The organism is Pseudomonas sp. ASL4, assembly GCF_056680395.1.
The window spans coordinates 6,601,711-6,620,414 of record NZ_CM155280.1; the positions used below are offsets into that span (position 1 = coordinate 6,601,711).

Below are 18,704 nucleotides of genomic sequence, written 5' to 3' on the forward strand. Positions count from 1 at the left end.
CTTTCGAGGCGGTTTTTTATTCAGCCAACAACCGGTTTATTCAGCCAGTTTGAAGGTGATGAAGCTGGCACGACCTTGACGCAGAACCCGCATCGACACCGAGCGGTTCTTCGGCAGTGCCTTGGCGATCTCGGTGAACTCCTTGGTGGAGCCGATCGCCTGGTTGTTCAGGTGAGTAATCACATCACCTGGCTGCAAGCCGATCAGCGAAGCAGGACCGTCCTGGATGTCCTTGATCACCACGCCGCCCTTGAGGTCGTTGGCTTTCTTCTGCTCATCGGTCAGCTCGGCAACGGAAACACCCAAGCGGTTGCTGCTGCCCTCAACCCCGGATTTCGCCTGCGCGCCCAGCTCTTTGCCTTCCTCCGGGATTGCGCCGACGGTCAGCTCGACGTTCTTGCGCTTACCCTCGCGGATCACTTCAAGATTAGCCTTGGCGCCTGCCTTGAGCGCGCCAACCAGGTGTGGCAGATCAGCAGACATGACGATCGGTTGACCGTTCATGCTCAAGATCACGTCGCCCACCTGCAGGCCACCCTTGGCCGCCGGGCCGTCATCCTGGATCTGAGCCACCAGCGCACCGGCCGGCTTCTCCAGACCGAACGACTCAGCCAGGTCCTTGTTCACCTCCTGAATCACGACACCCAACCAGCCTCGGCTGACTTTGCCGCCGCTTTTCAGTTGATTGGATACGTCCATCGCGACATCGATCGGGATCGCGAACGACACACCCATGAAGCCGCCCGAACGGGTGTAGATTTGTGAGTTGATCCCGACCACTTCACCGTTCAGATTAAACAGCGGGCCACCGGAGTTACCCGGGTTGATCGGCACGTCGGTCTGGATGAACGGGACATAGTTTTCGTTCGGCAGGCTGCGACCGATGGCGCTGACAATGCCTTGGGTCACGGTGTGGTCAAAGCCGAACGGCGAACCGATGGCGACAACCCATTGGCCAGCCTTCAGGTCCTGGGATTTGCCGAGTTTGAGAACCGGCAGGTCCTTGCCCTCGATTTTCAGCAACGCCACGTCGGAACGCGGGTCGGTGCCGATCAGTTTGGCTTTCAACTCACTGCGGTCGGCCAGGCGGACAAGAATTTCGTCGGCATCGGCGATCACGTGGTTGTTGGTCAGGATGTAGCCATCAGGCGAGATGATAAAACCCGACCCCAGGGACTGCGCTTCGCGCTGACGATCGCCGCGAGGCGAACGTTGTTGCGGCATGCCGCGCTCAAAGAACTCGCGCAGCGCTGGCGGCAGGCCTTCAAGATCCGGCATCTGGCTGGACACTTTGCGATCAGGCAGTTTCTGCGTGGTACTGATGTTCACCACCGCAGGCGAGGCCTGTTCAACCAGTTGCGTGAAGTCAGGCAATTCGGCCGCTTGAGCAGAGACCGCCTGACCGAGCACCAGCACGGTGGCAAAAATGGAGAGGTAAGACTTCAAGCGTGGTATCGACATACGGCTCCCGTTACGACGAGCATGGTTAAGCGATATGGAGCAAGGAACACCGGGAACGATACGCCGGTATTTTTGTTCCGGGAACAACAAACAAGGCCAGAGCCGTGAGGCTCTGACCTATAGAAAAATTCAGGGGGATTTGCAAATTGAAATGTTCACCAAACATTTCGACATCTCAATGGTGGAATGGGCATCGCTGGCCTCTCGCACAATCAAATTGCCGATCCATGAGCATCACAATTCAGCTCACTGTTTGGCCGCAGTAGCATCGGAGCGCATGGACAGCGCAATGCGTTCGGCGGTACCGATAGGGATCTCACCGACCACGGTCACCATGATCTCGCCCTGAGGCGTAGTCAAGCGTCGGGAAACCGCTACGGTTGGACCCAACTGGGTACGCGTATCGGTGACAGTAGCGCCGTTCAACGGCTCAAGAAACACCGAGAAGCGGGCCAAGCCATCGTCATACATCAAGCTACTGACCTGAGTTTTGGTCTCAGGGTCTTTGCGCGAAGAACTGCTACTGAGTTCGAAACCAGGCGGTAACCAGTCCGAATGCCAGACCTCGGCGGTTTTAAGCGCCTCTGCCTTGTCAGGTTCCAGGGAGACTGTCTTGCAATCAGGACCTGCCTGCAAATCTTTGTCTGATGGGACATCGGCGGTATCCAGTTGCGTGAACTGGAATCGCTCGAGCAACTGACCCTTGTCATTTAGCAGCAATGACTTGAGGGGCAAGCCGGTCTCCTTGTCCAGATGTAACTCGAAACCGTAACGATGCTGGTCACGCGGCGTTAGCGAAACGATCACCGCCGCACGCCCAGCCACACGCGACTTACCGATGACGGCAAGGTCGTACCAATTCTTGAGCTTTTGTGGATCGAGTGCACGAGCAGCAGATTTGGGAGACTCCCCCAGCCCCGCTATCAGGGTGCCGCTGACGCATTGAGTATGCCCATCAATGCGCACGACTTCCTGTGCCGAGCCGTCGAGCTGGAGTAAACGCTCGCGGACCTTGCCATCCTGGACGCGGTGCCAGATGTTATGGGTAGAAAAACTACCGTTACGCTCGTAAACAAAAGTACCGTGGAAGCTTTGCGTTTGCTCGGCCTGGCCCAGACGGGTCAACCAGTCTTGGGCTTCATCAGCGTGGGCTGGAACAACAAACCAGCCACCAAGCAGAAGCGTAAGTAGAGGTATGGCGCGCATGATCCTCCTTAACGGTTTTCCAGGCTTGCTGCACGAGCATAAGGCAGAGCACTTTCAGTGCCTTTCAAGGCAGCCTGTTGAGCATGTTGGCGCAAGTAACTTGGCAGACGCTGATCGTGCCAGCCCGGCTGACCTTGCAATACGCCGTTGGCCATAGGGCCAGTGGCTTCCGAGCTCTCACTGTAGCCTGCCAATACAGCTGGGCCCTTGACCTGAGGAACGGCCAGAGCAGGCTGATTGGATTGCTGAGCCAGTTCGACGCCAGCAATTTCGTCCTGGTTGTACAGACGAACACCTGCCAGTACGGCGATGGTCACCGAAGCAGCAACGGCCAGACGACCCAGGCTGCGCCATGGACCGCGAGATGCCTTGGCCGGGACGGCTTCGTCTTCCAGCGCAGCAGAAACTGCCGCAGCGATGTCCAGACGTGGAAGCAGCAGATCCTTATGCATGACTGCCCGAGCGATCTGGTAACGAGCCCAGGTATCGCGGGTTTCAACATCGTCAAAGGCATTCAGTACCCGACGCAACTCCAGCTCATCCGCTTCGTTATCCATCACTGCGGACAGCGATTCCTGCAGGGCTTCACGACTCATGGCGTTCCTCTCTTGGCTGTCGCCGCTGTCTCAGTTTTCCTGCAACAACGGCTGCAGGGCTTTATCAATGGCTTCCCGAGCCCGGAAAATCCGGGAACGCACGGTACCCACCGGACACTGCATAACCGCCGCAATGTCCTCGTAACTCAGACCATCGAATTCACGTAAAGTTAAAGCCGTACGCAAATCTTCTGGCAGTTGCTGGATGGTTCGATGGACGGTGCCTTCGATCTCATCCCGCAGCAATGCGCGTTCTGGCGACTCGAGATCCTTGAGGCCATGATCGCCATCGTAGAACTCTGCGTCTTCAGAACTGACATCGCTATCCGGCGGCCGGCGGCCGCGTGAAACCAAATAGTTTTTCGCCGTGTTGATGGCGATGCGGTAAAGCCACGTATAAAACGCGCTGTCTCCGCGGAAATTACCAAGTGCACGGTACGCCTTGATAAAGGCTTCCTGTGCGACATCCTGGGCTTCATGGGTGTCGTGCACGAAACGCACGATCAACCCGAGAATTTTGTGCTGGTATTTCAGCACTAGCAGATCGAAAGCTCGCTTGTCGCCGCGTTGGACGCGCTCGACCAGCTGCTGATCCTCTTCCTGGGTTAGCATGAACACTCCTCGATAAGCTCGAAGGAGGCTTGCATAACTAAACGACCAGACTTGCAAACATAGACTCGGGCTTTTCGCAAAAGTTCTCCCCCTTCAAGCAAGTTTCCTGCGGGCTCTGATTTGGCACGCACGAAAAGCGCAGCTCGGGATAACCCGGCTGCGCGAATAATCTTGTCATCGGATTCGCCAGCAAGGACCAAACAGCAGGTCCCGCTCTGAAGCCGACACTGTCCCTTGATTCAGGCAACCAGCTATTGATCTTGGGCCTTTGGCAAAAGTTCCAAATATTTATAGCTGCGTGCAACCGACATTGTGCGACTGCGAAGCGAAAAAGACTGTTAAATCCTCGATACAGTCGCCTTGTCGCCGAACCGGTGAAAAAAACTTCCGACGAAGCGTCCGGTCTTTTCCGTCACAGTAGTTTCACAATGCCATGTAGGCCCGGCTATTGTGCCGCTCCCCCCCTCTATATACTAGTGGGCTGTGTGGCTGCCTGACTCGCCGATCCAGGTGTCTTGCGCCAACCCCGACCCGGGTCGCTTTGAGCGGAATCCTGAAATGAGCCAACAGTTTCAACACGATGTTCTGGTCATTGGCAGCGGCGCTGCCGGTTTGAGCCTTGCGCTGACCTTGCCCGGTCATCTGCGCATCGCCGTACTGAGCAAAGGCGACCTCGCCAATGGCTCGACTTTCTGGGCCCAGGGCGGTGTCGCTGCCGTGCTGGATGATACCGACACCGTCGAGTCCCACGTCGATGACACGCTCAATGCCGGCGGCGGCCTGTGCCATGAAGACGCCGTGCGGTTTACCGTCGAGCACAGTAAAGAAGCCATCCAGTGGCTGATCGACCAGGGCGTTCCGTTTACCCGCGATGAAGAGTCTGGCACGGAGGACGGCGGTTTCGAGTTTCACCTGACCCGCGAAGGCGGCCACAGCCATCGGCGCATCATCCACGCAGCCGATGCCACCGGTGCGGCGATCTTCAGAACCTTACTGTTCCAGGCCCGACAACGGCCGAACATCGAACTGCTGGAACAACGGGTCGCAGTCGATCTGATCACCGAAAAACGCCTGGGCCTGGAAGGCGACCGTTGCCTCGGTGCCTACGTACTCAACCGCACCACCGGTGAAGTCGACACCTACGCCGCCCGCTTCGTGATCCTCGCTTCCGGTGGCGCCGCAAAGGTCTATCTCTATACCAGCAATCCCGACGGCGCTTGCGGGGATGGCATTGCCATGGCCTGGCGTTCGGGCTGCCGGGTGGCGAACCTGGAGTTCAACCAGTTCCACCCCACGTGCCTGTATCACCCACAGGCCAAGAGTTTCCTGATCACCGAAGCCCTGCGCGGCGAAGGTGCGCACCTGAAGCTGCCCAACGGCGAACGCTTCATGCAGCGCTTCGACCCGCGCGCCGAACTGGCGCCACGTGACATCGTCGCCAGGGCCATCGACCACGAGATGAAGCGCCTGGGCATCGATTGCGTCTATCTGGACATCAGCCACAAGCCCGAAGCGTTCATCAAGACCCACTTCCCGACGATGTACGAACGCTGCCTCGAGTTTTCCATCGACATCACCAAGCAACCGATCCCGGTGGTTCCGGCGGCGCACTACACCTGCGGCGGCGTGATGGTCGATCAACAAGGCCGCACCGATGTGCCCGGCCTGTATGCCATTGGCGAGACCAGCTTCACCGGGCTGCACGGTGCCAACCGCATGGCCAGCAACTCGCTGCTGGAATGTTTCGTCTACGCGCGCTCGGCGGCGGCGGACATTCTCGAGCAGTTGCCTCAGGTGTCGATTCCGACCGCCCTTCCCGTCTGGGATGCGAGCCAGGTGACCGACTCCGACGAAGACGTGATCATTGCGCACAACTGGGACGAATTGCGGCGTTTCATGTGGGACTACGTGGGCATCGTGCGCACCAACAAGCGCTTGCAACGGGCACAGCACCGTGTGCGGCTGCTATTGGACGAAATCGACGAGTTCTACAGCAACTATAAAGTCAGCCGGGATTTGATCGAGTTGCGCAACTTGGCCCAAGTTGCGGAACTGATGATCCAGTCAGCGATGGAGCGCAAGGAAAGTCGCGGTCTGCATTACACCCTCGACTACCCGAACATGTTGCCTGAGGCACTGGACACTATTCTGGTGCCGCCCACCTACGCCGACTGAACCTGAGCCGAACCCGCAGGCGTCGGTGCAGATCCGCCGCCTGCGAATCATGAGGCACACAAATTGTCCTGACCCGTCGCTCGCCGCGCAGACGAAGCCGCAGTATTACGACCAACGGTAGCGCCAGACTGTCCGGCCTTAGCTGGACCGATTGCCAACCCTGAGCCTGATTCCACAACTGCCAACCATCAGCGTCCCGGCGCAAGCCACAATATGCCTGCGGGTGCGTCAGCAAAATCTGCCGTGGCAATACCCAAAAGCCGTGTGCCAGGCACAGCAAAACACCGAGCGAACTGGCCCAGAGCGGTATAGAGAGAAGAAACAACGCACCCAGCGCGAACAGCTGGGCCAGAAGATACGCCGCCAGCAACTGCCGTGAGGCATGCCAGCGGCATTCGAACGCATTACTTGGGCTGGACACGATCCAGGATCATGCGAACCATGCGCTGAAGCTCCGGATCTTCCGATTCGGCGCGTTCCATGAACCAACCGAACATGTCCTGATCTTCGCATTCGAGCAGCTTGCGGTAGCAATCGCGGTCGACATCATTGAGATGCGGATAGACCTCTTTCACGAACGGCACCAGCAATACGTCAAGCTCAAGCATGCCGCGGCGGCTGTGCCAGTAGAGGCGATTCAGTTCAACATCTTCGACCATGGAGCGCTCCTCAAATAGGCGGCAAGTATACAGCCCCGCGCCCGGTCGAACAGTCGGCTTTGGTCGGCCCCTCTCGAGCTTTTGTGAACTACCCATTTCATGGGCGTCCCCTTATGATGTCTCCCAGACTCTTTACCCTGCGATGACCCATGGCCGATTCTGCTTTTTTCTGCACCCTGTCACACGAAGGCGTTCTCGCGGTCCGCGGCGCGGATGCCGGCAAATTCCTGCAGGGCCAATTGACCTGCAACCTCAACTACCTGAGCGACACCCAGGCCAGCCTCGGCGCCCGTTGCACCCAGAAAGGCCGGATGCAGTCGAGTTTCCGCATTCTGCTGGAAGGCGACGGCGTTCTCCTGGCCATGGCCACCGAGCTGCTGGAGCCGCAACTGGCGGACCTGAAAAAGTACGCAGTGTTCTCAAAATCCAAACTGACCGATGAAAGCGCTGCCTGGGTGCGTTTCGGCCTCGATCATGGCGATGCGGCACTGAGCAGCCTGGGTCTTGAGCTGCCGGCCGACACCGACAGCGTTGCGCGCAACGACGGCCTGATCGCGATTCGTGTTTCACCTGGACGCGCCGAACTCTGGACCGCCGCCGATCAAGCCGATGCCATCAAGGGCAAGCTGTCCGCCCTGCTGGCCGAAGGCGATCTGAATCAATGGCTGCTGGGCCAGGTCCGCGCAGGGATCGGCCAGGTCATGCCGAGTACTCGCGAGCTGTTCATCCCACAGATGCTCAACCTGCAAGCCGTTGGCGGCGTGAGTTTCAAGAAAGGCTGCTACACCGGCCAGGAAATCGTCGCGCGTATGCAGTACCTGGGCAAACTCAAGCGCCGGCTGTACCGCTTGCAACTGGATGGCATTGAATTGCCGGAACCCGGCACACAACTGTTTTCCCCGACCCACGGCAGCTCTATTGGTGAAGTGGTGATTGCCGCGCGCGGCGAACAAAATATTGAACTCCTGGCCGTGCTGCAAGCCGAAGCAGCAGAGGGCGGCGACATTCACTTGGCAGCGCTAGAAGGCCCTGCCCTGCACTTGCTCGACCTGCCCTACGCGCTGGATCGCGATAAAGAAATCCAGCGTTAACAGCAGTATTTTTTTGCAAGACCCTAGAGAACAGAAATGAGCGAGCTGGCGGATAAGGTCCAACAGGATTTGGTTGAGGCCATCGATAACGATGACCTGGTTCTGCCAACATTACCGGAAGTGGCCCTGCAAATTCGCAAGGCCGCTGAAGATCCGGAAATCAGCGTAAGCACCCTGAGTAAAGTAATCGGCCGCGATACCGCGCTGTCGGCGCGCCTGATCAAAGTGGTCAACAGCCCGTTGCTGCGTGCAACCCAGGAAGTCACCGACCTGCACACGGCCATCACCCGGCTGGGCGTGAACTACAGCAGCAACCTGGCCATCGGTCTGGTGATGGAACAGATTTTCCACGCCCGTTCTGAAGTGGTGGAACAGAAGATGCGCGATGTCTGGCGCAAAAGCCTGGAAATCGCCGGGGTCAGTTATGCACTGTGCCGCAGTTACACCCAGCTCAAACCGGATCAGGCTGCGCTGGGCGGGTTGGTGCATCAAATTGGTGTACTGCCGATCCTGACGTACGCCGAAGACCACTATGAGCTGCTCTCGGACCCGGTCAGCCTCAACCATGTGATCGACCGCATTCATCCGTTGCTCGGCGACAAGCTGCTCAGCGTCTGGGAATTTCCGGAGATGTTGGTGAAGTTGCCGGGGCAGTACCTGGATTTCAAACGCGATTCCGGGCGGGTCGATTATGTCGACCTGGTACAGATCGCCAGCCTGTATTGCCACAAGGACAGCGACCACCCGCTGGCCCGCATCGACGTGCTCAGTGTTCCGTCGTTCAAGAAGCTGGGGATTGATCCCGAGAATGAGGCGATGTGCAGGGATCTGGAAGAATCGCGGTCGATGTTCTACTGATTGTGAACACGAATAATTGTGGCGAGGGAGCTTGCTCCCGTTCGGCTGCGTAGCAGTCGTAAACCCTACGCATTCGGTGTGTCAGAAGGAATCAGGTTGCAGGTTTTGGGGCTGCTTAGCAGCCCAACGGGAGCAAGCTCCCTCGCCACAAAAGCTCCGGGGCAACAGGTCTGGTGTTTACTCCCCCGCAATAAAACTCACCCGAACCTTCAACCCCGCGGCCTCCCCGTCATGCAGGCTGATCTGCGCCAAGTGCGCGCGGCAGATCTCACCGACAATCGCCAAGCCCAACCCTGATCCCGCGACCTGCTGGTTGCGCCGATAAAAGCGCTCAAATACCCGATCGCGCTCTTCAAGGGGAATCCCGGGGCCATCGTCCTCGACCTCCAGCACCGCCGGCGCCGTCACGCGAAGGATCACATTGCCACCGGGCGGTGTGTGGGCCAATGAGTTATCCACCAGGTTGCTCAGCAATTCGTTCAACAGCGTCGGCTCACCGCGCAGCCACACCGGCTCGTCCGCCTCCAGCGCCAGCGCCACGCCGCGTGCGTGGGCCAGCGGGGCCATCGCCATGCCCAGTTCCCGGGCCAATTGGCTCAGGTCCAGCAACTGGGCGCCGCCCTCGGCAATCGCCCGTGCGCCGTTTTCGACCCGAGCCAGGGAAAGCAACTGATTGGCCAAATGCGTCAGGCGATCCGTTCCTTGGGCCGCGGTTTCCAGGGTGCTGCGCCAGGTTTCCGGTTCGCTGGCGCGCAAGCCCAATTCCAGTCGTGCCTTGAGCGCCGCCAGCGGTGTACGCAGTTCATGGGCCGCATCGGCAATGAACTGCGCCTGACGCTCGAACTGCCCGCGCAAGCGTTCGGTAAAGTGATTGAGTGCGCGCACCAGCGGCCACAACTCACGCTGCACTTCCACCAGCGGCAACGGCCGCAGATCATCGGACTGGCGCTCTTCCACTGCGGTGCGCAATCGCTCTAATGGGCGCAACGCCACGCTGACCGCAAACCAGACGATCATCAGTGCGCCAATCGCCAACATGCCGAGCCGCAGCAAGGTATCCGCCGCGAGGCTGCGGGCCATGCGCACCCGCGCTTCATCGGTCTCCGCCACGCGAATTTCCGCCATGCCGTTCATGTTCGGTTCGATCACCGCTTTAAGCAGGCTCACCACCCGCACGTTCTGCCCTTGGTAAGTGGCGTTGTAGAAACGCGCCAGCGCCGGGTAGTCGTCGGTGCGCGGCGTTCCCGGCGGCGGTCCGGGGAGGTTTTCGTAGCCGGAGATCAGCTTTTGATGGATGTCGTTGACCTGGTAATAAATTCGCCCGGCACTGTCGTAAGCGAAAGTATCGAGGGCGACGTAAGGCACGTTCGCGCTGAGGCTGCCATCACGCTGGGACAAGCCGGCGGCAATGGTCCGCGCCGAAGCCAGCAAGGTGCGGTCATAAGCGGTGTCGGCGGCTTCGCGACCGTTCCAATACGCGCTCAAACCACTGGCCAACATCAACACCACCAGCAACAGCGCCAGGTTCCACAGCAACCGCCAGCGCAGGCTGCTGGGCTTATGCATCGCGGCTTTCCAACAAGTAGCCGAGGCCGCGGAAGGTCACGATTGCCACCGGTTGGCCATCGAGTTTCTTGCGCAAACGGTGGACGTAGATTTCGATGGCGTCGGGGCTGGCCTCTTCGTCCAGGCCAAATACCTGGGAAGCCAGTTGTTCCTTGCTCATCACCCGGCCAGGACGGGCGATCAGCGCTTCGAGCACGGCTTGTTCGCGAGAAGTCAGGGTCAGCAATTCTTCGCCGAGGGTGAAGCGCCGGGTGTCCAGATCATAGGCCAGCACGCCGCAGCGCTGCTGCCGCTCACCGCCTAAAACGCTGCGCCGCAGCAAGGCTTTGACCCGAGCTTCGAGTTCGGTCAGTTCGAACGGTTTGGCGAGGTAATCGTCTGCACCAAGGTTCAGGCCATGGACCCGATCCTTGACGTCGCTGCGGGCGGTCAGCATCAGCACCGGCAGATTTTTACCCCGGGCCCGCAGACGCGCCAGCACTTCAAAACCATCCATGCGCGGCAGGCCGACATCGAGGATCGCCATGGCGTATTCCTCGCTGCTCAAGGCCAGGTCGGCCGCCACGCCATCGTGCAAAACATCCACGGTCAACCCGGTGCTCTTGAGCGCCTGGGCGACACTTTCGGCGAGCTGCAGATGGTCTTCGACGAGCAGGACACGCATGGATTTTTACCTCGTTCAGGGATGGTCGACGCCATTCTTTGGCGCGGAGTTTACAGCCGCAACCGCTGCTGTGAAGCCCGAAATCCGTGAAAGTCAGCTGAAAGGTTAGCGAAAGGTTGGCCCGTTAGAGTCCAGCCACGGACCGTTTCGACTGTCCGTCGCTGCTGCCACACAGCGATACGAAAAACGCCTCGAAGCGTTTTCGCCAATAAGAACAATAACGGAGTATTTCACGATGCTGTCCATGCAGCTTCAGGCTCGCCCGCCTGTTCGTTTTTCCCGCCTCAGCCAGACCGCCCTTGCCAGTGCCGCCGCCTTCGCCGGCTTTTCGCCGTTGAGCCAGGCTGCCTTCTTCGAAGACAGTAAGGCAACACTTGAAACCCGCAACATGTATTTCAACCGCGACTTTCGCGATGGCACCAGTGCCCAGCAATCCAAGCGTGACGAATGGGCCCAGGGGTTCATCCTCAATCTGCAATCGGGTTACACCGACGGCACCGTGGGGTTTGGTGTCGATGCGCTGGGCATGCTGGGGGTCAAGCTCGATTCGAGTCCCGACCGCACCGGCACCGGCCTGTTGCCGACCCACGATGACGGTCGCGCGGCCAATGAGTACTCCAAACTTGGCCTGACCGGCAAAGTGAAGATCTCCGCCACCGAACTGAAAATCGGCAGTCTGATCCCGGAGCTGCCGATCCTCAAGCCCAACGACGGGCGCATCCTGCCGCAGACCTTTGAAGGCGGAATGCTGACCTCCAAAGAGGTCAAGAACCTGACCTTCACCGGTGGTCGACTGGATAAAGCCAAAGACCGCGACAGCACCGATTTCGAGGACATTGCCCTCAACAACAAGAACAGCCGTTTTGCCGGCACAGCCGCTGGCAAGCACTTCGACTTTGGCGGCGTGGATTACAAGTTCACCGACAAAATCACCGGCAGCTACCACTTCGCGCAACTCGATGAAGTCTACAACCAGCACTTCCTCGGCGTGGTCGCCTCGCAACCGTTCGGCCCCGGCACGTTCGGCACCGACCTGCGACTGGCCATCAGTAACGACCAGGGCGCGGCCCGTGGCGGCAAGATCGACAACAAATCCCTCAACGGCCTGGTGAGCTATGCCTTGAGCGGGCATAAATTCAGCGCCGGTTATCAGCACATGTCCGGCGACAGTGCCTTCCCGTATGTCGATGGCAGCGACCCGTACCTGGTCAACTTCGTGCAGATCAACGACTTCGCCGGCGCCGAAGAGCATTCCTGGCAAGCGCGCTACGACTTTGACTTCGCCAAACTGGGCGTTCCCGGCCTGAGTTTCATGAGCCGTTACCTGAGCGGTGACAACATCAAGCTCAAGAACGGTGAAGAAGGCAAAGAGTGGGAGCGCAACACCGAGATCAAATATGTAGTACAAAGCGGCGCGCTAAAGGACGTCGCCGTGCGCCTGCGTAATGCCACCTACCGTTCCAACTACTCCGCTCGCGATGCCGATGAAGTGCGTCTGCTGGTGAGCTATAGCGTTGCACTTTGGTAATTGATTGAACCGCCGAAGGCTAAAAGATCGGAGCCTTCGGCAACTCCTACACACATCCATACAACAAAAAATCTGTGGAGAACCCAATGAATTTGTCACTGCGTAAAGTTGCTCTCACCGCCAGCGCCCTGCTGTTCGCCGGCCAACTGATGGCCGAGCCGAAGCGCCCGGAATGTATCGCCCCAGCCTCCCCCGGCGGTGGTTTCGACCTGACCTGCAAACTGGCGCAAAGCGCGCTGATCAACGAAAAAATCCTGACCAAACCGATGCGCGTGACCTACATGCCCGGCGGCGTCGGCGCGGTGGCGTACAACGCGGTGGTCGCTCAGCGTCCGGGCGATGCCGGCACGCTGGTGGCGTGGTCCAGCGGTTCGTTACTGAACCTGGCCCAAGGCAAGTTCGGGCGTTTCGATGAGACCAACGTTCGCTGGTTGGCCGCTGTCGGCACCAGCTACGGCGCCATCGCGGTGAAAAGCGACTCGCCTTACAAGAATCTGGACGATCTCGTTCAGGCGCTGAAGAAAGATCCGAGCAAAGTGGTGATCGGCTCCGGCGGCACCGTCGGCAGCCAGGACTGGATGCAAACCGCGCTGATCGCCAAGGCCGCCGGGATCAACCCACGTGACCTACGTTATGTGGCCCTCGAAGGCGGCGGTGAAATCGCCACTGCCCTGCTCGGCGGCCACATCCAAGTCGGCAGCACCGACATCTCCGACTCCATGCCGCACATCCAGAGCGGTGACATGCGTCTGCTGGCGGTATTCGCCGACAAACGTCTGGACGAGCCGGAAATGAAGGACATCCCGACCGCCAAAGAGCAAGGCTACGACATCGTCTGGCCGGTGGTTCGCGGTTTCTACCTCGGGCCAAAGGTCAGCGACGAAGACTACGCCTGGTGGAAAAACGCCTTCGACAAACTGCTGGCGTCCGAAGACTTCGCCAAGCTGCGCGATCAGCGTGAACTGTTCCCGTTCGCCATGACCGGCCCGGAGCTGGACACCTACGTGAAGAAACAAGTGGCTGACTACAAAGTGCTGGCCAAAGAGTTCGGCCTGATCCAGTGATCGCCTCTGTCTAGCGGCTGCGGCCCCGTTTGCGCGGGACTGCGGCACAGGAGTTTCCCATGCTCTTACAACGCATTTTTGCTTCGGTGCTGTTGCTGGCCTGTATTGGCCTGGCGCTGATGGCGTGGCCGTATCAAGCGGCTTTTTCCTACGAACCGGTGGGGCCTCGGGCCTTCCCGCTGTTGATGCTCGGGCTGATGGGCCTGGCGCTGTTGTATATGGTGTTTCGCCCCGCACCGATCAAGCACAACCCTGACGAACCGCCGATGGACCGCGAGACCCTGACCAAAATCGGTATCTGCGTGGTGCTGTTGCTGGTGTTCGCGGGCACCTTCGAACCGCTTGGTTTCATTGTCGCGAGCATCCTGATTGGGATCCCGATGGCGCGCTTGTACGGCGGCCGCTGGTTGCCCAGCACGGTGATCATCAGCCTGATGGCGATCGGTCTTTATCTGCTGTTCGACAAGTTGATGGACGTGCCACTGCCCTTGGGCGTGCTCGACGTTCTGGAGAACTGATATGGATACTCTTGGCTATTTGGGTCAGGGTTTTGGCGTTGCGCTGACCCCGTACAACCTGGTGACCGCGCTGTGCGGCACGCTCATCGGCACTGTGGTCGGCCTGCTGCCGGGCCTGGGCCCGATCAACGGGGTGGCGCTGTTGATCCCGATCGCATTCGCCCTCGGTCTGCCACCGGAATCAGCACTGATCTTGCTGGCGGCGGTGTACCTGGGTTGCGAATACGGCGGCCGGATCAGCTCGATTTTGCTGAACATTCCTGGCGAAGCCTCCACCGTGATGACCACCCTCGACGGTTACCCTATGGCCCGCAAAGGCCTGGCCGGTGTAGCGCTGTCGCTGTCGGCGTGGAGTTCGTTCATCGGCGCATTTATCGCCACCTGCGGCATGGTGCTGTTCGCCCCGCTGCTGGCGAAATGGGCGATTGCCTTCGGACCCGCCGAATACTTTGTACTGATGGTATTCGCGATTGTCTGCCTGGGCGGCATGGCCGGTGATCGGCCGCTGAAAACTTTTATCGCAGCGTTGATCGGTCTGTTCCTGTCGAGCGTCGGGATCGATGCCAACAGCGGCGTGTACCGTTTCACCGGGGACAACATCCACCTGACCGACGGCATTCAATTCGTCGTGTTGGTGCTGGGCCTGTTCTCCATCAGTGAAATCCTCCTGCTGCTGGAAAAAACCCACCACGGTCAGGAAGCGGTGAAAGCCACCGGCCGCATGATGTTCAACTTCAAGGAAGCGTCGGCGGTGTTCGTGGTGAACATTCGTTGCGGCGTGTTGGGTTTCATCATGGGCGTGTTGCCGGGTGCCGGTGCGACGCTCGCCAGCGCCGTGGCCTACATGACCGAGAAACGCATCGCCGGCGCCAAAGGCACCTTCGGCCAAGGCGACATGCGTGGCCTCGCGGCACCTGAAACGGCCATCGGCGGCGCAGCCTGCGGCGCACTGGTGCCGATGCTGACCCTCGGCGTTCCGGGTTCGGGCACCACGGCGGTGATGATTGGCGCGCTGTCGCTGTACAACATCACGCCGGGGCCGCTGCTGTTCCAGCAACAACCGGACATCGTCTGGGGCCTGATCGCTTCGTTGTTCGTCGCCAACATCATGCTGGTGATCCTCAACATCCCGATGATCCGCATCTTCACCCGCATCCTCGCCGTGCCGAACTGGGCGCTGGTGCCGGTGATCGCGATCATTACCGGGATCGGCGTCTACGCGGTGCACGCCACCACGTTCGACCTGTTCCTGATGATCGGCATCGGTATCTTCGGTTACATCCTGCGCAAGATGGACTTTCCGCTGTCGCCGGTCCTGCTGGGGTTCATCCTCGGCGGCTTGATGGAGCAGAACCTGCGTCGCGCGCTGTCGATTTCCAACGGCGCGCTGGAGATTCTCTGGTCCAGCCCGATCACCTTCGGCTGCTGGGTGCTGACCGCAATCATGTTGCTGATGCCGGTCATCCGGATCTGGCGCAAACGTTCGGTCGCCCGGCGCACCATTGCCGATGTCTGATCGTCCCTTCAAAACCTGGTGGGGAACACCGCTGGTCGGTCTGCTTGGCGGTTACCTCGCCAGCCAGATCGGCTGGCCGCTGCCGTGGATGGTCGGCTCGTTGCTGGCGATCATCCTGGTGCGCTGCCTGACACCCTGGCAATTGGCGGAAATCCCTGGCGGGCGCAAGTGCGGTCAGTGGATCGTCGGCATCGGTATCGGCCTGCACTTCACCCCGGTGGTGATGGAGCAGGTCCTGAGTCATTTCGGTTTGATCTTCTTTGGGGCGCTGGTCACCAGCCTGTCCGCCGTGGTCGGTTTCTGGTTGATGCGGCGCACCGGTGAGGATCGCGCCACCGCGTTCTTTTCCAGCATGCCGGGAGGCTCCGGCGAGATGGTCAACCTCGGCGCGCGCAATGGCGCGGTGCTCAGCCGGGTCGCGGCGGGGCAAAGCTTGCGGGTGCTGGTGGTGGTGCTGTGTGTGCCGGCGGCGTTCAAGTATTTGCTCGGGGACGGAGCTTCGATCGCCCACGCCACGGCCGTCGATTGGCGTTGGCTGGCGCTGTTGTTTCCGGCGGGCGCCCTGCTCGCTTGGGTCTGGCAGCGTTTACGACAACCCAATCCGTGGCTGTTCGGGCCGTTGCTGGTGAGTGCGGCGGTGAGTATCAGTTGGGATTTGCACATCGGTTTGCCTAACGGCGGTAGCCAGATCGGCCAATGGTTGATTGGCAGCGGCTTGGGATGTCACTTCAATCGGCAATTCTTCCGGCGCGCTCCGTCATTTATGGGACGGACGTTGATCGGCACGGTGTTGACCATGTTGATCGCCACGGCGGCGGCGCTGGGGTTGAGTGCGTTGACCCACCTGGATCTGCGTTCGCTGACGTTGGGCATGATGCCCGGCGGGATTGCAGAAATGAGTTTGACCGCGGAGACCCTGCAATTGTCGGTGCCCTTGGTAACCGCGATGCAGGTGATGCGGTTGTTGTTTGTGTTGTTTCTGGCGGAACCGTTGTTCAAGTATTGGAATCGGCAACCGGAGCAGCCCTGACACCGCCCCAGTGACAGGTGATGACTGTGGCGAGGGGGCTTGCCCCCGTTCGGCTGCGAAGCAGTCGTAAAACCTGTAAATGCGGTGTTTGGCAAAAAGCAGGGCCGCTGCTCGACCCAACGGGGGAAAGCCCCCTCGCCACAGCAAGCTCCCTCGCCACAAAAGCCCTCACGGTCATCCCATCAAACCGGCGGCAACCGCCACTCGATCGGCGTTTCGCCATTCTGCTCCAGAAACTTGTTGGTCCGGCTGAAGTGTCCGCAACCGAGGAAGCCGCGATAAGCGGACAGCGGCGAAGGATGCACCGACGTCAGCACCAGATGCTTCGTAGCATCAATCAGCTTCTGCTTGCCCTGGGCATGCGCGCCCCACAGCATGAACACCAGATGCGGCTGATGTTCGCTGACCACTTCAATGATCCGATCGGTGAAAAACTGCCAGCCCTTGTCCTTGTGCGCATTGGCGTTGGCGCGCTCGACGGTCATGGTGGTGTTGATCATCAACACACCCTGATCAGCCCAGCTTTGCAGGCAGCCGTGGCTCGGGATGTCGATGTTCAGGTCGCGTTTCAACTCTTTATAGATGTTCACCAGCGAGGGCGGCGCCGGCACGCCCGGTTGCACCGAGAAGCACAAGCCATGGGCCTGGCCGGGGCCGTGATAGGGGTCCTGCCCGAGGATCACGACCTTGACCTTGTCCAGCGGCGTGGAGTTAAGCGCATTGAAGATCATCGGTCCTGGCGGATAGATTTCCTTGCCCGCCGCACGCTCCTGTTGCAGGAATGAGCGCAACTCTGCCATGTAGGGCTGGTCGAATTCAGCACGTAGTGCCTCCTTCCAGCTCGGTTCGAGTTTGATACGGTCGTCAGCAGTCATGGTCATACCCGGCAAAAACAATGGGGCGAACCCTAGGAAACCCCAACCTCCTTGTCAATTGATCTGACGCAGATCCGGCACTTTCCTACTTTGCGATCATACTGAACGCTCAAATTCCCGATCGAGGTCACGATGAATTTGCACTTCGAAGAACTTACCGGCACCGACGGCGCGCGCATCGGCATCGCCAGCCTGGACGCCGAAAAGTCGCTGAATGCCTTGTCCCTGCCGATGATCAATGCCCTGCACGATCAACTGGACGCTTGGGCCAAGGAGCCACAAATCGTCTGCGTGCTGTTGCGGGGCAACGGCGCCAAAGCCTTCTGTGCCGGTGGCGAAGTACGCAGCCTGGTCGAAGCCTGCCGCAACCATCCCGGCGAAGTACCACCGCTGGCCGCGCAATTCTTCGCCGCGGAATATCGCCTGGACTTCATGCTGCACACCTACCCAAAACCGCTGATCTGCTGGGGTCACGGTTACGTGCTCGGCGGCGGCATGGGACTGCTGCAAGGGGCGAGCATCCGGATTGTCACGCCAACCAGCCGCCTGGCGATGCCGGAGATCAGCATCGGCTTGTACCCGGATGTCGGCGCCAGTTGGTTTCTGTCACGACTGCCCGGCAAGCTCGGGTTGTTCCTCGGCCTGACCGGCGCGCACATGAATGCCCGTGATGCGATCGATCTGGATCTGGCGGACCGGTTCCTGCTTGAAGAACAGCAGGAAGAACTGGTCGAAGGCTTGCTGCAATTGAACTGGCAGGAACAGACCTCGATGCAACTCAACAGCCTGCTCAAGGCATTGCAACAGGAAGCCGTCGCGCAGTCGCCTGAAGCGCAATGGCTGCCGCGTCGCCAGCAGATCGACGAACTGCTGGATGTCAGCGATGTGCGCTGTGCCTGGAAGGCAATCAGCCATTTGCGGGGTCACACCGATCCGCTGCTCAGCCGCGCGGCTAAGACCATGACCGAGGGCTCGCCCCTGACCGCTCATCTGGTCTGGGAACAAATCGCCCGGGCCCGGCATCTGTCATTGGCTGAAGTCTTTCAGATGGAATACACCCTGAGCCTCAACTGCTGCCGTCACCCGGAATTCAGTGAAGGGGTGCGGGCGCGGCTGATCGACAAGGATCAGAAGCCGCACTGGCACTGGCCGGATATCAACAATGTGCCGGATGCGGTGGTGGAGGCGCATTTTCATAAGGTTTGGGAAGGACGGCATCCGTTGGCGGATTTGTCGGAGTACTAAAATCCGGGCGTTGCCCGCGACAACCATTTCATGATGGCTA

General features: G+C 59.6%; 18 protein-coding genes. 9 read left to right on the top strand and 9 right to left on the bottom strand.

Going from position 1 to position 18,704, the window contains the following annotated elements; all coding sequences use genetic code 11:
- Window positions 1-36 precede the first annotated feature (36 nt).
- The 4 genes from AC1MEW_RS30160 to rpoE all read right to left on the bottom strand — a co-directional run bounded on the left by AC1MEW_RS30160 (window position 37) and on the right by rpoE (window position 3,875).
- Window positions 37-1,461 (bottom strand): DegQ family serine endoprotease, encoded by a 1,425-nt coding sequence (locus AC1MEW_RS30160; protein WP_201201490.1) that lies wholly within the window; start codon window positions 1,459-1,461, stop codon window positions 37-39.
- Window positions 1,462-1,707: 246 nt separating this feature from the next.
- The gene (locus AC1MEW_RS30165) at window positions 1,708-2,667 is read right to left on the bottom strand and encodes a MucB/RseB C-terminal domain-containing protein (protein ID WP_201201489.1); all 960 of its coding nucleotides are present in this window, start codon (window positions 2,665-2,667) and stop codon (window positions 1,708-1,710) included.
- 8 nt (window positions 2,668-2,675) lie between these two features.
- Window positions 2,676-3,263 (bottom strand): sigma-E factor negative regulatory protein, encoded by a 588-nt coding sequence (locus AC1MEW_RS30170; protein ID WP_322270751.1) that lies wholly within the window; start codon window positions 3,261-3,263, stop codon window positions 2,676-2,678.
- Between the two features lie 30 nt (window positions 3,264-3,293).
- Complete coding sequence (gene rpoE / locus AC1MEW_RS30175; protein ID WP_007944079.1) at window positions 3,294-3,875, bottom strand: RNA polymerase sigma factor RpoE/AlgU; 582 nt, start codon at window positions 3,873-3,875, stop codon at window positions 3,294-3,296.
- Window positions 3,876-4,433: 558 nt separating this feature from the next.
- Between rpoE and nadB the strand changes: the two genes are divergently transcribed.
- Window positions 4,434-6,050, top strand: a complete 1,617-nt coding sequence (nadB, locus tag AC1MEW_RS30180) for an L-aspartate oxidase (RefSeq protein WP_201201483.1) — start codon at window positions 4,434-4,436, stop codon at window positions 6,048-6,050.
- Here nadB and AC1MEW_RS30185 read toward each other — a convergent pair.
- Both AC1MEW_RS30185 and AC1MEW_RS30190 read right to left on the bottom strand, forming a co-directional pair.
- Window positions 6,019-6,471 (bottom strand): protein YgfX, encoded by a 453-nt coding sequence (locus tag AC1MEW_RS30185; protein ID WP_480424663.1) that lies wholly within the window; start codon window positions 6,469-6,471, stop codon window positions 6,019-6,021. The genes nadB and AC1MEW_RS30185 overlap by 32 nt on opposite strands.
- A complete protein-coding gene (locus AC1MEW_RS30190) occupies window positions 6,455-6,709 on the bottom strand; it encodes an FAD assembly factor SdhE (RefSeq protein ID WP_007944081.1) in 255 nt (84 codons plus the stop codon). Before AC1MEW_RS30190 ends, AC1MEW_RS30185 begins: the two co-directional genes overlap by 17 nt.
- Before the next feature lie 149 nt (window positions 6,710-6,858).
- On the opposite strand from AC1MEW_RS30190, the gene ygfZ reads away from it, so the two are divergent.
- On the top strand, window positions 6,859-7,800 hold the full coding sequence (gene ygfZ / locus AC1MEW_RS30195; RefSeq protein WP_201201480.1) for a CAF17-like 4Fe-4S cluster assembly/insertion protein YgfZ: 942 nt from the start codon (window positions 6,859-6,861) through the stop codon (window positions 7,798-7,800).
- Window positions 7,801-7,836: 36 nt separating this feature from the next.
- Complete coding sequence (locus tag AC1MEW_RS30200) at window positions 7,837-8,658, top strand: HDOD domain-containing protein (RefSeq protein WP_201201478.1); 822 nt, start codon at window positions 7,837-7,839, stop codon at window positions 8,656-8,658.
- Window positions 8,659-8,835: 177 nt separating this feature from the next.
- Here the strand turns inward: AC1MEW_RS30200 and AC1MEW_RS30205 are convergent, their stop codons facing one another.
- Together AC1MEW_RS30205 and AC1MEW_RS30210 are read right to left on the bottom strand one after the other, a co-directional pair.
- On the bottom strand, window positions 8,836-10,224 hold the full coding sequence (locus AC1MEW_RS30205; protein ID WP_480424664.1) for a sensor histidine kinase N-terminal domain-containing protein: 1,389 nt from the start codon (window positions 10,222-10,224) through the stop codon (window positions 8,836-8,838).
- Entirely contained in the window at window positions 10,217-10,888 is a 672-nt protein-coding gene (locus AC1MEW_RS30210; RefSeq protein WP_054046730.1) for a response regulator, read from the bottom strand. Before AC1MEW_RS30210 ends, AC1MEW_RS30205 begins: the two co-directional genes overlap by 8 nt.
- A gap of 235 nt (window positions 10,889-11,123) precedes the next feature.
- On the opposite strand from AC1MEW_RS30210, the gene AC1MEW_RS30215 reads away from it, so the two are divergent.
- From AC1MEW_RS30215 to AC1MEW_RS30235, 5 genes are all read left to right on the top strand, one after another.
- Window positions 11,124-12,416, top strand: a complete 1,293-nt coding sequence (locus AC1MEW_RS30215) for an OprD family porin (RefSeq protein ID WP_201255636.1) — start codon at window positions 11,124-11,126, stop codon at window positions 12,414-12,416.
- Window positions 12,417-12,502: 86 nt separating this feature from the next.
- Window positions 12,503-13,480, top strand: a complete 978-nt coding sequence (locus AC1MEW_RS30220; protein WP_201201472.1) for a Bug family tripartite tricarboxylate transporter substrate binding protein — start codon at window positions 12,503-12,505, stop codon at window positions 13,478-13,480.
- Between the two features lie 59 nt (window positions 13,481-13,539).
- Window positions 13,540-13,998: a tripartite tricarboxylate transporter TctB family protein gene (locus AC1MEW_RS30225; RefSeq protein WP_201201465.1), complete on the top strand. Its 459-nt coding sequence runs from the start codon at window positions 13,540-13,542 to the stop codon at window positions 13,996-13,998.
- 1 nt (window position 13,999) lies between these two features.
- Window positions 14,000-15,514 carry a tripartite tricarboxylate transporter permease gene (locus tag AC1MEW_RS30230; protein ID WP_201201463.1) on the top strand — a complete coding sequence of 505 codons (1,515 nt, stop codon included), beginning with the start codon at window positions 14,000-14,002 and terminating at the stop codon, window positions 15,512-15,514.
- Entirely contained in the window at window positions 15,507-16,544 is a 1,038-nt protein-coding gene (locus AC1MEW_RS30235) for an AbrB family transcriptional regulator (RefSeq protein WP_480424667.1), read from the top strand. Before AC1MEW_RS30230 ends, AC1MEW_RS30235 begins: the two co-directional genes overlap by 8 nt.
- Window positions 16,545-16,726: 182 nt before the next feature.
- Here the strand turns inward: AC1MEW_RS30235 and ung are convergent, their stop codons facing one another.
- On the bottom strand, window positions 16,727-17,419 hold the full coding sequence (gene ung / locus AC1MEW_RS30240) for a uracil-DNA glycosylase (protein WP_201201459.1): 693 nt from the start codon (window positions 17,417-17,419) through the stop codon (window positions 16,727-16,729).
- A 132-nt stretch (window positions 17,420-17,551) separates the two neighbouring features.
- Between ung and AC1MEW_RS30245 the strand changes: the two genes are divergently transcribed.
- Window positions 17,552-18,664, top strand: coding sequence for an enoyl-CoA hydratase/isomerase family protein (locus AC1MEW_RS30245; protein ID WP_480424669.1), 1,113 nt, complete (start codon window positions 17,552-17,554; stop codon window positions 18,662-18,664).
- Window positions 18,665-18,704 lie beyond the last annotated feature (40 nt).